Raw genomic sequence first — 15,936 nt, 5'->3', positions numbered from 1 at the left:
CCACGCAGCTACCAAACGGAGTGTTGAGCACAATGGCAAAGATCGTCGACATCAAGGGTCGTGAGGTTCTCGATTCCCGCGGCAACCCCACCGTGGAAGCCGATGTCATCCTCGAAGGCGGCATCATCGGCAGCGCCTGCGCGCCGTCCGGTGCCTCCACCGGCTCGCGCGAAGCGCTGGAACTGCGTGATGGCGACAAGAGCCGTTACCTGGGCAAGGGTGTGCTCAAGGCCGTGGCCAACATCAACGGTCCGATCCGCGAGTTGCTGCTGGGCAAGGATGCGGCTGACCAGAAGGCTCTCGACCGCGCGATGATCGAGCTCGACGGCACCGAAAACAAGGCCACGCTGGGTGCCAACGCCATCCTCGCGGTGTCCCTGGCTGCCGCCAAGGCCGCTGCCCAGGCCAAGGGCGTGCCGCTCTATGCACACATTGCCGACCTGAACGGCACCCCAGGCGTCTACTCGATGCCGGTGCCGATGATGAACATCATCAATGGCGGCGAGCATGCCGACAACAACGTCGACATCCAGGAGTTCATGGTCCAGCCGGTTGGCGCCAAGACCTTCGCCGATGCCCTGCGCATGGGCGCCGAGATCTTCCATCACCTCAAGGCCGTACTGAAGGCGCGTGGCCTGAGCACCGCAGTCGGTGACGAGGGCGGCTTCGCGCCGAACCTGGCGTCCAACGAAGACGCGCTGGCGGCCATCGCTGAAGCCGTGGCCAACGCCGGTTACAAGCTCGGTGACGACATCACCCTGGCCCTGGACTGCGCTTCGAGCGAGTTTTTCAAGGATGGTCAGTACGATCTGGCCGGTGAAGGCAAGGTGTTCAGCGCCGAAGGTTTCGCCGACTACCTGGCCGGTCTGACCCAGCGCTACCCGATCATCTCGATCGAGGACGGCATGGACGAGTCCGACTGGGCCGGCTGGAAAGTGCTGACCGACAAGATCGGTGCCCAGGTGCAGCTGGTCGGTGACGACCTGTTCGTGACCAACACCAAGATCCTCAAGCGCGGCATCGACGAGAAGATCGGCAACTCGATCCTGATCAAGTTCAACCAGATTGGCTCGCTGACCGAGACCCTGGAAGCCATCCAGATGGCCAAGGCCGCTGGCTTCACCGCGGTGATTTCACATCGCTCCGGCGAGACCGAAGACAGCACCATCGCCGACCTGGCCGTCGGCACCGCTGCGGGCCAGATCAAGACCGGCTCGCTGTGCCGCTCCGACCGCGTCTCCAAGTACAACCAGTTGCTGCGCATCGAAGAGCAGCTCGGCGGCAAGGCGCCCTACAAGGGTCGTGCCGAGTTCCGTGGCTGAGTGGTGACGTGTTAAAAGAGGGCGGCGCAAGCCGCCCTTTTTCATAGAAGCGCTGCGCTTTGTCCGCGTCCTGCGCGCCCTGAACGAGAAGAATCGCCTTTTCATGGTCAAGACTCCCTACTGGCTTTTCGCCGTGCTGATCCTGATTCTGGGCGGATTGCAGTATCGCCTGTGGATCGGTGACGGCAGTCTTGCCCAGGTCAGCGATCTGCAGCGGCAGATTGCCGAGCAGCAGGGCGAGAACGAACGACTGCTGGAGCGCAATCGCATTCTCGAGGCCGAGGTGATGGAGCTCAAGGAAGGCATGGAGACGGTAGAGGAGCGCGCGCGCCAGGAACTGGGCATGCTCAAAGAGGGTGAAACCCTCTATCTGTTGACCGAATGAGCAGCGAGCTTCCGGCATTCTGGCTGGTAATCCCGGCCGCCGGGATCGGTTCGCGGATGCGCGCCGACCGGCCCAAGCAGTATCTGCATCTCGCTGGCCGCAGCCTGCTGGAACAGAGTCTCGCGGTTTTTCTCGAACATCCCCGTCTGCTCGGTTGCATGGTCGCCCTGGCTGCGGACGATCCCTGGTGGCCGCAGCTGGCCTGTGCCACTGATCCTCGGGTGCGACGCTGCACTGGCGGCGGCGAGCGCGCCGATTCGGTGCTGGCGGCGCTGCGCGCGCTGCGCGCTCAGGGTGCCGGGGCACAAGACTGGGTGCTGGTGCATGACGCCGCGCGGCCGAACCTGGCGCAGGAGGATCTGCAGCGGCTGCTCGCCGAGCTGGCCGATGATCCGGTGGGCGGACTGCTGGCGGTGCCGGCGCGGGATACCCTCAAGCGCATCGGCGCCGATGGCCGGGTGCGGGAAACCGTCGACCGCAGCACGATCTGGCACGCCTACACGCCGCAGATGTTCCGTCTGGGCGCATTGCTGCAGTCGCTGGCGGCTGCGCTGGCGGCCGGGGCAACCGTCACCGACGAAGCCTCGGCCATGGAATGGGCGGGCCTGGCGCCGCGCCTGATAGAAGGCCGGGCGGACAACATCAAGGTCACCCGCCCGGAAGATCTGGCCGCCTTGGAGCTTGCCTGGCAGCGCTGATCGGTCGCGCCGCCAGAAGCGATAGATCGCTGCTGCTTCGCGGGTGGACGGCATCCGCTCGCGCGGCCCCACTGACACCTCGCCGCCTTGCTGACGGACAATTCGTCGATCAGGCGAGTGCTGCGTCGGCTGTGGCCATTCGACTTTCCGCTCCACCAGCAGGCGGGCCAGCCTGCTGACCTGCGGCGCGTTGGCTGACGATTGCCGGTGGCTTTAGCGAAACGCTGCAAAGGTCTGCTGAGCAGGTCGCTGGCGCGCGGTGGCGTTGTGGTGGGTCGGTTGATGGTTGGCGTGTGGATTCGCGCCGCGTCGCTTGAAGGCTGTCAGGGTCCAGTAGTCTGTTCACGCATGGCTCCCAGGATGATCGGCGGCGCTCTCAGGTGCGTTGCAGCTTGCCTAGCGTGGTCTCCAGAACGCGTTCCAGCTTGTCGGCGGCACCGCCGAGGGCAATCTCCAGGGTGTCGGCCTTGTGCGATGCAGAAACCGGGTCGCGCGCCTTGATCCTCGCCTCGATCTGGCAGCGCTTGTCCTGGGCGCCGCTCTTCTCGCCGTTCTCGTCGGTGAGGTGGACTTCGACCCGAGTCAGCTGCTCGCTGAAGCGCTGCAAGGCGCCTTCGACGGTAGCGGCGCAGCGTTGCTGCAGGGCTTCGGACATCCGGATGCTGTTGTTGCTGTTGATCAGTACTTGCATGCCTGCCTCCTGGCCCGAGTGGCGAACGGATTGTTCGGGCCTCAAAGGGTTCGAGAGGGTCATGGCGGGCGGGTTCCGGGCAGACCTGTCGCTCTGCGATGTGTGGGCGGGCGAACTATTTCAGCACGTGACCAGACTCGGCACGTTGGGCCAGCCCCTCACGCAGCGCCTCGATCAGCAGGCGCACCCGCGGCAGCGGATGACGACGTTGCGGGTAGACCGCCCAGACCGCTCCGTCCGGCGGCTGGTGGCTCTCCAGCAGCGATACCAGCTCACCCCGGTGCAGCCGTTCGAGGACGTAGTAGTCGGGCAGCTGGCACAGGCCGAAGCCGCGCAGGGCCGCGTCCAGTACTGCCTCGCCGCTGTTGCAGCGCCAGTTGCCGCGGGGCTTGAAGGGATGTTCGCGACCGTTGTCATTGAACAGCCAGGTGTCGCTGGTGCCGATCAGACAGTTGTGCCGCGCCAGCTCCGACAGGCTGTGCGGACGGCCATGGTGGGCGAGATAGGAGGGTGCGGCGCACAGGTACAGGCGGCGCGGCGCGAGCCTGCTGGCGATCAGGCTGGAGTCGCCGAGGCGGCCGAGCCGAATCGCCAGGTCGAAGCCATCCTGCACCAGATCAAGGGTACGGTTGGACAGCTCGATTTCCACCCGCAGTTGCGGATGCCGGGTCATGAAATCGTTCACCAGCGGCACGATGAAACGCTCGCCATAGGCCACCGCCGCGGTCATGCGCAGCAGTCCGGACGGTGTCGCATGCAGGTCGCCAACGGCGCGGAAGGCCTGGTCGCGCTCATCGATCAGGCGCTGGCAGCGAATGAAGAACTGCTGGCCGGCCTCGGTCAGCGACACTTTGCGCGTGGTGCGATAGAGCAGGCGGGCCTGCAGGCGCTCCTCCAGCCGGGCGACCTGGCGGCTGACGTGGGATGACGACAGGCGCAGACGCTCGGCGGCGCGCTGGAAGCTGGCGCATTCGGCGACGGCGACGAATTCATCGAGCCCTTCCCAGCGATTCATTCTTTCTCCTCGATTATCCCTGCATGGCATTAATGAAATGCCGTTGCCGGGATTATCCCTGATGGAGGCTGAATTACACTGGCTGTCTTTACTCAAGCTTCGCGAGATTTCCGCCATGACCATCAAGTCCCGTGCCGCCGTCGCCTTTGCTCCCAACGAGCCGTTGCAGATCGTCGAGGTGGACGTGGCGCCGCCCCAGGCCGGCGAGGTGCTGGTGCGCATCGTCGCCAGCGGCGTCTGTCATACCGACGCCTATACCCTGTCCGGCGAGGATTCCGAGGGCGTGTTTCCCTGCATCCTCGGCCACGAAGGCGGCGGCATCGTCGAGGCGGTGGGTGAGGGCGTGACCTCGCTGGCGGTGGGCGACCATGTGATCCCGCTGTACACCGCCGAATGCCGCCAGTGCAAGTTCTGCACCTCGGGCAAGACCAACCTCTGCCAGGCCGTGCGCGCCACCCAGGGCAAAGGCCTGATGCCCGACGGCACCACGCGCTTCTCCTACAACGGCCAGCCGATCTACCACTACATGGGCTGCTCGACCTTCTCCGAGTACACCGTGCTGCCGGAAATCTCCCTGGCGAAGATTCCCAAGGAAGCGCCGCTGGAGAAGGTCTGCCTGCTCGGTTGTGGCGTCACCACCGGCATCGGCGCGGTGCTGAACACCGCCAAGGTCAGCGAGGGCGCGACTGTGGCAATCTTCGGCCTGGGCGGCATCGGTCTGGCGGCGATCATCGGGGCGAAGATGGCCAGGGCCGGCCGCATCATCGCCATCGACATCAATCCGGCGAAGTTCGCCATTGCCCGTGAGCTGGGTGCTACCGACTGCATCAACCCCAAGGAATTTGCCAAGCCCATTCAGGACGTCATCGTCGAGATGACCGATGGCGGCGTGGACTACAGCTTCGAGTGCGTCGGCAACGTGCAGCTGATGCGTGCGGCGTTGGAGTGCTGCCACAAGGGCTGGGGCGAGTCGACGATCATCGGCGTCGCCGGTGCCGGGCAGGAGATCAGCACCCGGCCGTTCCAGCTGGTCACCGGCCGGGTCTGGCGCGGCAGCGCGTTCGGCGGGGTCAAGGGTCGCACCGAGCTGCCAGGTTATGTGGAGAAGGCGCAGAGCGGCGAGATCCCGCTGGATACCTTCATCACCCACACCATGGGGCTGGACGAGATCAACCGCGCCTTCGAGCTGATGCACGAAGGCAAGAGCATCCGCACCGTCATCCATTTCTGATAGCTGATAGCGACAAGTTGCCCTGTGGCAGCTTGCGGCATGCGGCTTGGCTGCCGCGGAGGACTCCATGGAAATCGTCTCCAGCAACAAGAGCTTTGGTGGCTGGCACAAGCGCTATCGACACCCTTCGCGAGTGCTCGACTGCGACATGCAGTTCGCCATCTATCTGCCACCGCAGGCCGAGCAGGGTGAAAGATTGCCGGTTCTGTACTGGCTCAGCGGACTGACCTGTACCGACGAGAACTTCATGCAGAAGGCCGGTGCCATGCGCCTGGCCGCCGAGCTCGGGCTGGTACTGGTGACCTCTGACACCAGCCCTCGGGGACCCGAGGTGCCCGGCGACCCTGAAGGCGCCTGGGATTTCGGTCAGGGTGCCGGGTTCTACCTCAACGCCACCGAGCAGCCTTGGGCGCGTCACTACCGCATGCATGACTACGTGGTGGACGAGCTGCCGACGCTGGTCGAGGCGCATTTTCCGGTATCGGATTCGCGCGGCATCAGCGGCCACTCCATGGGTGGGCACGGTGCGCTGGTCTGCGCGCTGCGCAACCCCGGGCGCTATCGCTCGGTGTCGGCCTTTGCGCCCATCGCCAATCCTCTGGACTGTCCCTGGGGGGAGAAGGCATTCAGTCGGTATCTGGGCGAGGATCGCTCGCGCTGGAGGGAATGGGACGCCTGCGCGCTGCTGGCCTCGGCGCAGGAGCGGCTGCCGCTGCTGGTCGACCAGGGCGATGCCGATAGCTTCCTCGCCGAGCAGCTCAAGCCCGATGCCTTGCGCCGCGCAGCGGAGGCGGCCGGCCATCCACTGACGCTGCGGCTGCAGCCCGGCTACGACCATAGCTACTACTTCATTGCCAGCTTCATCGAGGATCATCTGCGCCATCACGCAGCGGCACTGGGTGCGGCAAGCTGACCGACGAGCCGTCAGCGTCGGCTGAGGCCTGAAAGGCCTGCGTTGACGTCAAGACTGCGGATAGGCTGTGTCGCTTCCAGCTTCCAGTTAGAATCACGCCCTCGTTCTTCAGGGCAACCTTCCTATGCGTATCGGCCACGGCTACGACGTTCATCGTTTCTGCGAAGGCGACTTCATCACCCTGGGCGGCGTGCGAATTGCTCACAGCTTCGGCCTGCTGGCCCATTCCGACGGCGACGTGCTGCTGCATGCCCTCAGTGATGCGCTGCTCGGCGCCGCTGCGCTGGGCGATATCGGCAGGCATTTCCCCGACAGCGACCCGCAGTTCAAGGGCGCCGATAGTCGCGTGCTGCTGCGCCACGTGCTCGCGTTGGTGCAGGCCAAGGGCTGGCAGGTCGGCAATGTCGACGCGACCATCGTCGCCCAGGCACCGAAGATGGCCCCGCACATCGAGGGCATGCGTGCACTGATTGCGGCTGATCTGCAGGTCGACCTGGATGCGGTCAACGTCAAGGCCACCACCACCGAGAGGCTCGGTTTCACAGGGCGCGAGGAGGGTATCGCCGTTCATGCGGTCGCCCTGTTGCTCAAGGCATGACCGAGTCCGAGCTGCTCGGGCCGCGGGCCCATGGCGAGCCCTGCGGCAGCGCCGTACTAAAGGCGGTGGCCGAAGACTTCCAGGTCGACGAGGTACTGGACATTCCCCTGGCTGGCGAAGGTGAACACCTCTGGCTGTGGGTCGAGAAGCGCAACCTGAACACCGAGGAAGCCGCGCGGCGCATCGCTCGCGCCGCCGGTGTACCGCTGAAGCTGATCAGCTATGCCGGCCTCAAGGATCGCCAGGCGCTTACCCGGCAGTGGTTCAGCCTGCATCTGCCCGGCAAGAGCGATCCGGACCTGGCGGCCGCCGAGGACGAAGGCCTGCGCATCCTCAAGCGCCAGCGTCACAGTCGCAAGTTGCAGCGCGGTGCCCATTCGGCAAACGGATTCCGTCTGCGACTGACCCGACTGACCGGCGACCCCGAGCAACTGGAGGCACGCCTGCAACGGATTCGCCAGCGGGGCATTCCCAACTACTTCGGTGCGCAACGCTTCGGTTTCGACGGCGGCAATATCCACGAGGCGCGACATTTCGCCCAGCAAGGGCGTTTCCCCGAGCAGCGCAATCGTCGCTCGCGCCTGCTCTCGGCGGCGCGCAGTCTGATCTTCAATCGGCTGCTGGCCGAGAGGGTCGCGGCGGGCAGCTGGGATCGTGCACAGCCGGGCGATCTGCTGGCGTTCACCGACAGTCGCAGTTTCTTCCCGGCGGGAGTGGAGGAATGCAGCGACCCGCGTCTGGCCGCGCTTGATCTGCATCCGACCGGTCCGCTGTGGGGGCGCGGGGAGTCACCTGCCGCTGGCGCCAGTCAGGCGCTCGAGCAGTCTGCGGCGGGAGGCGAGGCGCTGCTGCGCGACTGGCTGGTCGAAGCGGGCATGGAGCACGAACGGCGTATCCTGCGCCTCCCCATAGGCGGGTTGACGTGGCATTATCCCGCCCCTGACATCCTCCAACTTGAATTCGTTCTGCCTTCGGGCTGCTTCGCCACCGCGTTGGTGCGTGAGCTGGTCGAGCTGGCGGAACAGACGGACACAGCATGCGGATTCTGATCGCCAACGATGACGGGGTGTATGCACCGGGTCTGGCTGCGCTCCACGGCGCGCTGGCCGACTATGCCGAGTGCCATGTGGTCGCGCCCATCCAGGACATGAGCGGTGCCAGCAGCGCCCTGACCCTGGACCGCCCACTGCATCCAGTCGTGATGCCCAACGGCTTCATCGGCCTCAATGGCAGCCCGACCGATTGCGTCCATCTGGGCCTCAACGGCCTGCTTGAGGACAAGCCCGACCTGGTCGTGTCCGGGATCAATCTGGGCGCCAACCTCGGTGACGACGTCCTCTATTCCGGCACTGTTGCGGCCGCGATCGAAGGCCGCTTCACCGGCCGTCCGGCCTTTGCCTTCTCGCTGTTGTCGCGCCAGCCGGACAACCTGCCGACGGCCGCCTACTTCGCGCGGCTTCTGGTAGAGAAGCATGCCGAGCTTGAGCTGCCGCCGCGCACCGTACTCAGCATCAATGTGCCCAACCTGCCGCTGGATCATATTCGCGGCATCCAGATGACCCGCCTCGGCCATCGCAGCCGCGCCAAGCCGCCGGTCAAGGTAGCCAATCCGCGCGGCAAGGAAGGCTACTGGATCTCGGTCGCCGGCGACGCCGAGGACGGCGGTCCGGGTACCGATTTCCACGCGGTGATGCAGGGCTACGTCTCGGTGACGCCGTTGCAGCTTGATCGCACCTTCCAGGAAGCCTTTCGCGGCCTTGGCGACTGGTTGGAGGGGCTGCTCTGATGGCGTTCGAGCAACCGGACCTGAGTCGTCACGGCATCGGCATGACCTCGCAGCGTACGCGCGAGCGGCTGATCCAACGGCTGTATGACGAGGGCCTGTCCAACGCCCGAGTGCTCGAGGTAATTCGCCGCACGCCGCGCCACCTGTTCGTCGATGAGGCGCTGGCCCATCGCGCCTACGAGGACACCGCGCTACCCATCGGGCATAACCAGACCATCTCGCAGCCCTACATGGTCGGCCGCATGACCGAGCTGCTGTTGGCCGCGGGCCCGCTGGACAAGGTGATGGAGATCGGCACAGGTTCCGGCTATCAGACCGCCGTACTGGCACAACTGGTGGAACGGGTGTTTTCCGTCGAGCGGATCCAGAGCCTGCAGGATAGGGCCAAGGAACGGCTCGCCGAGCTTAAGCTGCGCAACGTGGTTTTTCGCTGGGGAGACGGCTGGGAGGGCTGGAATGCCCTCGGTCCATACAACGGCATCATCGTGACCGCCGCGGCTGCCGAGGTGCCCCAGGCGCTGCTCGATCAACTGGCGCCTGCCGGGCGACTGGTGATCCCGGTCGGCGCGGGCGAACTGCAGCAGCTGCTGTTGATCGTACGGGAGGAGCAGGGCTTTTCCCGACAGGTGCTCGATCCGGTGCGCTTCGTGCCGCTGCTCAATGGCCCGCTGGCCTGACTCGTGACTGAACTGGAAGGACCCATGAAGAAAGTTGTAATGCTGTTTCTCAAGGGCATGGCAATGGGAGCTGCTGACGTTGTGCCCGGCGTGTCGGGCGGCACCATCGCCTTCATCAGCGGGATCTATGACGAGTTGCTGCGCGCTCTGGCGCGGATTCCGGAAGCGGCGTTACAGCTGTTGCGCGGTCGCGTTGGCGCGGCCTGGCAGACTGCCAATGGCAACTTCCTGCTTATCCTTTTTGCTGGCGTTCTGACCAGCATCTTCAGTCTTGCGAGGTTGATCACCTGGCTGCTGGAAGCGCACCCGATTCCGTTGTGGAGCTTCTTCTTCGGCCTGATCCTGATTTCGACTTACCTCGTCGGCCGGGAAATCTCGCGCTGGCACTGGAGCAGGATGCTGATGCTGGTCTGTGGCACCGCCTTCGCGTTCTGGATCACCGTCGTCTCGCCCATTCAGCTGGAAGGTACACCGCTGATACTGTTCTTCGCCGGCGCGTTGGCGATCTGCGCGATGATCCTGCCTGGTATCTCGGGAAGCTTCATCCTGTTGATTCTCGGTCTGTATGCCGTCGTGCTGGCCGCGGTGAAGAGCCTCGATCTCACACTGCTTGCGGTGTTCGCTGCAGGCTGCGTGATTGGTCTACTGTGCTTCGCCCGTCTCCTCAGCTGGCTGCTTGAGCGCCTGCGCGATCTCACTCTGGCGTTTCTCTGCGGTCTGATGCTGGGCTCGCTGAACAAGGTCTGGCCGTGGAAGCAGACACTCGAGTGGCAGCAGGGCAGTGACGGCAGGCAGACACCCCTGGTGCAGCAGAACCTGCTGCCGCATGACTTCGCTCTGGCGAGCGGGCAGGATTCACAGCTTGCGCTGGCACTGGTTCTGGCGATTTGCGGAGTTCTGCTGGTCTGGGTGCTGGAGCGTTTCGCCAGTGCCCGCCGGGTTGCATCGAATGAGTTTTGATCATCATCCAAGGCTGGGGAAATCCGTGACAGTGGCCATCTTCAGAGCGGCAACAAGCGTTCGGGCAGCGCCGCTGCTGCTAATGCTGACGCTATTGTCGGCCTGCTCCAGTGCTCCGCCGGGCGGGGTTCAGGTGGTCGACCGCGAGCGGCGTGAGGCAGCGTCACGGCAACCGGTGCGCAGTGGTCAGTACATAGTGCAGCGCGGCGATACGCTCTATTCGATCGCGTTTCGCTTTGGCTGGGACTGGAAGGCGCTGGCTGCCCGCAACGGCATTGCTGCGCCCTACACTATCCATCCGGGACAGCGAATCCAGTTCGCGGGACAGCCGACCAGCACGGTCGCTACGCGCCCGGCGCAGCAAACGACTCGTCCGCCGGTTGCCACTACTCGGCCAGCAGTAACGAAACCATCAGTTACAACTACCCCGCCTGTTACCCGGCCGGTGATCCAGCCGCCGGCGAGTAAGCCGACAACCGCGCCTGTTCCTGTAACCCGCTCTGCATCGGGCTGGGCATGGCCGGCGAGTGGCCCGATCATCAGTCGATTTTCGTCAAACGGCAGTTTGAATAAAGGAATTGATCTGGCTGGGGAATTGGGCCAGCCTGTTTTGGCTGCGTCTGATGGGACTGTGGTTTACGCCGGTAGCGGCCTACGCGGCTACGGTGAATTGTTGATCATCAAACATAGCGATACCTACGTTAGCGCTTACGGTCACAACCGTAGGCTGTTGGTGCAGGAGGGGCAGCAGGTCAAGGTAGGGCAGAAGATCGCGGAGATGGGCTCGACGGGTACTGATCGAGTCAAGCTGCACTTCGAGATTCGCCGGCAAGGCAAGCCAGTCGACCCCTTGCAGTATCTACCCGCTCGTTGATCTGAAGCCTGTTCGCACCCCTTGCGTGGGTGGATGGGATCATGGACCGCCAGGGATTTGGGGCCGCATGAACCTGTTTGGCGAACTCAGCTTAGGACAACAATAATATGGCTCTCACTACCCAAGAAGCGCCGGAGTTTGACCTGGATGTCGACGTGCTGCTGATGGACAGCGACATCGCTCTGGAAACCGCCTGCGACGATGAACCTGCTGCCCGTCCCGTGTCGTCTGCAAAGGCCAGATCGTCAGCCTCGCCCAAGCAGCACAAGTACATCGACTACACCCGCGCGCTAGACGCCACCCAGCTCTATCTCAACGAAATCGGTTTCTCGCCTTTGCTTTCTCCCGAGGAGGAAGTGCATTTCGCGCGTCTGGCGCAGAAGGGCGATCCAGCCGGTCGTAAACGCATGATCGAGAGTAACCTGCGATTGGTGGTCAAGATCGCGCGCCGTTACATCAATCGTGGCCTGTCCCTGCTCGACCTGATCGAAGAGGGCAATCTCGGTCTTATCCGCGCGGTGGAAAAATTCGACCCGGAGCGCGGCTTCCGCTTTTCTACCTATGCGACCTGGTGGATTCGGCAGACCATCGAGCGCGCCATCATGAACCAGACACGCACCATTCGCCTGCCGATTCATGTGGTGAAGGAACTCAACGTCTATCTGCGCGCCGCGCGGGAACTGACCCAGAAACTCGACCATGAGCCCTCTGCCGAAGAGATCGCGCGCTTGCTGGAAAAGCCGGTTGGCGATGTCAAGCGCATGCTCGGATTGAACGAGCGGGTCTCTTCGGTGGATGTTTCACTCGGTCCGGACTCGGACAAGACCCTGTTGGACACCCTTACCGATGATCGTCCCACGGACCCTTGCGAGCTGCTGCAGGACGATGATCTTTCCCAGAGCATCGACCAGTGGCTTTCGGAACTGACTGAAAAGCAGCGTGACGTCGTCGTGCGGCGCTTCGGCCTGCGTGGTCATGAGAGCAGCACGTTGGAGGAGGTGGGCCAGGAGATCGGCCTGACCCGTGAGCGCGTGCGACAGATTCAGGTGGAGGCGCTCAAGCGTTTGCGCGAGATACTCGAGAAGAATGGTCTGTCCAGCGACGCGCTTTTCCAGTAGTTCGAACGCAACGATCAGGACCCGGCCAGGTGGCCGGGTTTTTTTCGTCCGCAGTTTGCGGTGCGTTCCGTATGCATCCGAGGGCCACATCCTCCTTTGCTCGCCAGGTTGTAGGAAATTGCTTACAAAGACTGTAGGAAGAACCGTCGAAGGAGGTGCGGAATTTACCTTCTAATATTTTAACGTTATGTTTTAAAAGGATTTTTTATGAATGGCTGAATATGCTTGGTCGTTTTTGCCGTTGGCGGCATGCTTGCGGCGATTCTGTGCGGCAGTAGTATCGCAACCGTGTCTACGGACAGACACAGTCGTCAAGGATGACGATCAGGGAACATCGCAGGAAGCGATTCATCAGGAAGATGAAAGGGAAAGAAAGGGAGTAGGGAAGAAAAAGTGGGCGGCTAACTACCGCCCCTTTTTTTGCCCGCAGAAAAGTGAATCCTGGGCCGCCGCGCGCGCAGAAAAGCCCAGAGAAAGCGGTCGGCGCTCATCGAGTACCGCTGCCCGTCAAATGCCCATGAAAAAGCCGATGTCGGTTTCCGACATCGGCTTTTTCGTTGCTGCTACAGGCCGATCAGCGGCGAGCGGTTGTCTGCAGGTCTGCGAGCATGGCTGCTTAGCGCTCGAGATGCTGCAGCTTGTCCTTGACGCCGTCCCAGTCGGCCGCGTCAGGCAGGGCATCCTTCTTCTCGGTGATATTCGGCCAGACGTCGGCAAGTGCCGCGTTCAGCTCGATGTATTCCTGCATGTCTTCAGGCACCTCGTCTTCGGAGAAGATCGCCTGGGCCGGGCATTCCGGCTCGCACAGCGCGCAGTCGATGCACTCGTCCGGGTGGATCACCAGAAAGTTCGGGCCTTCGTAGAAGCAGTCCACCGGACAGACTTCCACGCAATCGGTGTACTTGCACTTGACGCAGTTGTCGGTGACGACGAAGGTCATTTCTCGATTTCTCCTCAGGCAGCGGTCGAGGGTTTTGGCAGTTACCGCTCGACTCGAAAGAATTCCCGGACTCTCAGGCAAACGGTCCGGGATTCAAAAGCGCGCAGGATTCTAGCAGCTTGCGCGCAGGTCGGTTATAGCCGTTCCTTCAACTGGTACAACAATTCCAATGCCTGCCGTGGGGTCAGATCATCCGGACGCAGCTTGTCCAGCTGGTCCAGCACCGGGTGTGGCAGGCTGGCGAACAGGTCGTTCTGCATGGGTGCGGCAGATTGTCCCGCGCCTTCCTTGCGTGTCTCGTGGGGAAGACTGGTGGTTTCCAGGCGGGCAAGATGTTCCCGCGCGCGGAGGATAACCGGCCCCGGAACCCCCGCCAGCTGGGCCACTGCCAGGCCGTAGCTCTGGCTTGCCGGTCCCGGCAGGACGTGATGGAGGAAGACGATGCGTTCATTGTGTTCGGTTGCGTTCAGATGCACGTTGGCCACGCCGCCTTCGGTTTCCGGCAGTACCGTCAGCTCGAAGTAGTGGGTGGCAAACAGTGTCCAGGCGCGCAGCTTGGCCAGTTGTTCGGCGGCGGCCCAGGCCAGCGACAGACCATCGAAGGTGCTGGTGCCGCGGCCGACCTCATCCATAAGCACCAGGCTGCGTTCGCTGGCGTTGTGCAGGATGTTGGCGGTCTCGCTCATCTCGACCATGAAGGTCGAACGACCGCCGGCGAGGTCGTCGCTTGAACCTATCCGGGTGAAGATGCGATCCACCACCGACAGCTCGCAGGCGGCCGCCGGGACGAAGCTGCCAATATGTGCAAGCAGGACGATCAGCGCCGTCTGGCGCATGTAGGTGGATTTACCGCCCATGTTCGGACCGGTGATGACCAGCATGCGCGTATCGTCATCAAGGCGCAGGTCGTTGGCCACGAAAGGGGTTTCCAGCACCTGCTCGACCACCGGGTGGCGTCCCTGCTCGATGCACAGGCAGGGGCGATCGACGAATGTCGGGCGGTTCAGGTCCAGTGTCAGCGCACGCTCCGCCAGATTGCTCAGTACGTCGAGTTCGGCCAGCGCCGCGGCGGTGTCCTGTAGCGGTGCGAGCTGGCCGATCAGGTGTTCCAGCAACTCTTCGTAGAGGGCTTTTTCCCGGGCCAGGGCGCGGCTCTTGGCCGAAAGTGCCTTGTCCTCGAAAACCTTGAGCTCCGGAGTGATGAAGCGCTCCGCTCCCTTGAGGGTCTGGCGCCTGATGTAGTCGGCGGGGGCCTGTTCGGCCTGCTTGCTCGGCAGCTCGATGAAATAGCCATGGACCCGGTTGTAGCCGACCTTGAGGTTGGCCAGGCCGGTACGCGCCCGCTCGCGGGTTTCCAGATCCATCAGGTACTGGCCGGCGTTCTCGCTGATCGACTGCAGCTCGTCCAGCTCGGCGTCATAGCCGGTCTTGAGCACGCCGCCGTCACGAATCACCGCTGGTGGGTTGTCGATGATCGCGCGTTGCAGCAGCTCGGCAAGTTCCGGATAGGTCTGAATGGCACCGGCAAGCTCTTGCAGATGAGCAGCTTCGATTGGTTTCAATGCCGTCTGCAGCTGCGGCAGCGCGGCGAGAGCGTCGCGCAGTCGCGCGAGGTCGCGGGGACGGGCATTGCGCAGTCCGATGCGGGCGAGGATGCGCTCCAGATCGCCAATGTCCTTCAACTGCGGCTGCAGCGTTTCGAAGCGATAGTGTTCCAGCAGGCAGGTGATCGAATCCTGGCGCGCCCGGAGCACCTCGAGGTCGCGCAGCGGACGGTTCAGCCAGCGCGTCAGCAGACGAGTCCCCATTGCCGTCTGGCAGCGATCCATGACCGACTGCAGGGTGTTTTCGCGGCCGCCGGCCAGGTTGGTATCCAGTTCGAGGTTGCGTCGGCTGGCGCCATCGAGCACCACTGTGTCATCGAGGCGTTCGTGGCGCAGGCTGCGCAGGTGGGGCAGGGCGGTGCGCTGGGTCTCCTTGGCATAGGTCAGCAGGCAGCCGGCGGCACCGATGGCCAGGCTCAGCTGCTCACAACCGAAACCTTTGAGATCCTGAGTGGCGAACTGCTGGCAAAGGCTGCGCCTGGCGCTCTCCCGATCAAAGTCCCAGGGCGCTCGGCGCTGGGTGCCGCGGCGCTTCTCGGCCGGCAGACCTTGCGGCCAGTCGTCGGGGATCAATAGCTCCGCAGGGCTCAGGCGGTCCAGTTCGGCGAGCAGGTTTTCCCAGCCGGCCAGTTCCTGAACGCTGAAGCGGCCACTGGTGATGTCGAGTACCGCGAGTCCGAACAGGCGCTCGTCGCCCAGCACTGCGGCAATCAGATTGTCGCGGCGCTCGTCGAGCAGGGCCTCGTCGCTGACCGTACCCGGAGTGATGATGCGCACTACCTGACGCTCGACCGGCCCCTTGCTGGTTGCCGGGTCACCGATCTGCTCGCAGATCACCACCGACTCGCCGAACTTCACCAGGCGAGCCAGATAACCCTCTGCCGAATGGAAGGGAATGCCGGCCATCGGTATCGCCTGGCCTGCGGACTGGCCACGGGCGGTCAGGGTGATGTCGAGCAGTGCGGCGGCCTTCTTGGCGTCCTCATAGAACAACTCATAGAAGTCGCCCATGCGGTAGAACATCAGCTGGTCGGGGTGCTGACTCTTCAGGCGCCAGTATTGCGCCATCATCGGGGTGTGTGCGGAGAAGTCCTGATTTTCTTTGGTCATCGGCGTTCGAGAGG

The 15,936-nt window shown here is 63.5% G+C and carries 16 protein-coding genes; 12 read left to right on the top strand and 4 right to left on the bottom strand.

Translation table 11 applies throughout. The features are described from left to right. Positions 1-32: 32 nt before the first annotated feature. From eno to ispD, 3 genes are all read left to right on the top strand, one after another. On the top strand, positions 33-1,322 hold the full coding sequence (gene eno, locus DBO85_RS04515; protein ID WP_108105680.1) for a phosphopyruvate hydratase: 1,290 nt from the start codon (positions 33-35) through the stop codon (positions 1,320-1,322). A gap of 103 nt (positions 1,323-1,425) precedes the next feature. Next, positions 1,426-1,707, top strand: a complete 282-nt coding sequence (locus tag DBO85_RS04510; RefSeq protein ID WP_108105678.1) for a septum formation initiator family protein — start codon at positions 1,426-1,428, stop codon at positions 1,705-1,707. Further along, positions 1,704-2,405, top strand: coding sequence for a 2-C-methyl-D-erythritol 4-phosphate cytidylyltransferase (gene ispD, locus DBO85_RS04505; RefSeq protein ID WP_108105676.1), 702 nt, complete (start codon positions 1,704-1,706; stop codon positions 2,403-2,405). Before DBO85_RS04510 ends, ispD begins: the two co-directional genes overlap by 4 nt. Before the next feature lie 376 nt (positions 2,406-2,781). Here the strand turns inward: ispD and DBO85_RS04500 are convergent, their stop codons facing one another. Then, entirely contained in the window at positions 2,782-3,096 is a 315-nt protein-coding gene (locus DBO85_RS04500; protein WP_108105674.1) for an HPF/RaiA family ribosome-associated protein, read from the bottom strand. Between the two features lie 115 nt (positions 3,097-3,211). Beyond that, entirely contained in the window at positions 3,212-4,111 is a 900-nt protein-coding gene (locus DBO85_RS04495; RefSeq protein ID WP_108105672.1) for a LysR family transcriptional regulator, read from the bottom strand. A gap of 115 nt (positions 4,112-4,226) precedes the next feature. On the opposite strand from DBO85_RS04495, the gene DBO85_RS04490 reads away from it, so the two are divergent. The 9 genes from DBO85_RS04490 to rpoS all read left to right on the top strand — a co-directional run bounded on the left by DBO85_RS04490 (position 4,227) and on the right by rpoS (position 12,268). Beyond that, complete coding sequence (locus DBO85_RS04490; protein WP_108105671.1) at positions 4,227-5,342, top strand: S-(hydroxymethyl)glutathione dehydrogenase/class III alcohol dehydrogenase; 1,116 nt, start codon at positions 4,227-4,229, stop codon at positions 5,340-5,342. A 67-nt stretch (positions 5,343-5,409) separates the two neighbouring features. Continuing rightward, complete coding sequence (gene fghA, locus DBO85_RS04485; protein WP_108105669.1) at positions 5,410-6,255, top strand: S-formylglutathione hydrolase; 846 nt, start codon at positions 5,410-5,412, stop codon at positions 6,253-6,255. Positions 6,256-6,379: 124 nt separating this feature from the next. Next, positions 6,380-6,853 carry a 2-C-methyl-D-erythritol 2,4-cyclodiphosphate synthase gene (gene ispF, locus DBO85_RS04480; protein ID WP_108105667.1) on the top strand — a complete coding sequence of 158 codons (474 nt, stop codon included), beginning with the start codon at positions 6,380-6,382 and terminating at the stop codon, positions 6,851-6,853. Further along, on the top strand, positions 6,850-7,902 hold the full coding sequence (truD, locus tag DBO85_RS04475) for a tRNA pseudouridine(13) synthase TruD (protein WP_108105665.1): 1,053 nt from the start codon (positions 6,850-6,852) through the stop codon (positions 7,900-7,902). The genes ispF and truD overlap by 4 nt, the downstream gene beginning before the upstream one ends. After that, positions 7,890-8,639, top strand: a complete 750-nt coding sequence (gene surE / locus DBO85_RS04470; RefSeq protein WP_108105663.1) for a 5'/3'-nucleotidase SurE — start codon at positions 7,890-7,892, stop codon at positions 8,637-8,639. Before truD ends, surE begins: the two co-directional genes overlap by 13 nt. A 41-nt stretch (positions 8,640-8,680) precedes the next feature. Further along, positions 8,681-9,316 (top strand): protein-L-isoaspartate(D-aspartate) O-methyltransferase, encoded by a 636-nt coding sequence (locus DBO85_RS04465; RefSeq protein ID WP_177429735.1) that lies wholly within the window; start codon positions 8,681-8,683, stop codon positions 9,314-9,316. A gap of 24 nt (positions 9,317-9,340) precedes the next feature. Beyond that, positions 9,341-10,276, top strand: coding sequence for a DUF368 domain-containing protein (locus DBO85_RS04460; protein WP_108105659.1), 936 nt, complete (start codon positions 9,341-9,343; stop codon positions 10,274-10,276). Positions 10,277-10,358: 82 nt separating this feature from the next. Next, positions 10,359-11,150, top strand: coding sequence for a peptidoglycan DD-metalloendopeptidase family protein (locus tag DBO85_RS04455; RefSeq protein WP_233356551.1), 792 nt, complete (start codon positions 10,359-10,361; stop codon positions 11,148-11,150). 107 nt (positions 11,151-11,257) lie between these two features. After that, positions 11,258-12,268, top strand: coding sequence for an RNA polymerase sigma factor RpoS (gene rpoS / locus DBO85_RS04450; protein ID WP_108105655.1), 1,011 nt, complete (start codon positions 11,258-11,260; stop codon positions 12,266-12,268). A 616-nt stretch (positions 12,269-12,884) separates the two neighbouring features. Here the strand turns inward: rpoS and fdxA are convergent. Next, a complete protein-coding gene (fdxA, locus tag DBO85_RS04445) occupies positions 12,885-13,208 on the bottom strand; it encodes a ferredoxin FdxA (RefSeq protein WP_108105654.1) in 324 nt (107 codons plus the stop codon). A gap of 134 nt (positions 13,209-13,342) precedes the next feature. Beyond that, positions 13,343-15,922, bottom strand: a complete 2,580-nt coding sequence (gene mutS, locus DBO85_RS04440; protein ID WP_108105652.1) for a DNA mismatch repair protein MutS — start codon at positions 15,920-15,922, stop codon at positions 13,343-13,345. Positions 15,923-15,936 lie beyond the last annotated feature (14 nt).

Origin of the sequence: Pseudomonas mangrovi, from assembly GCF_003052585.1 — a bacterium.
GTDB lineage: Bacteria > Pseudomonadota > Gammaproteobacteria > Pseudomonadales > Pseudomonadaceae > Aquipseudomonas > Aquipseudomonas mangrovi.
Note: the sequence above shows the minus strand (reverse complement) of the source record. Positions and strands in the feature narration are given on the sequence as shown.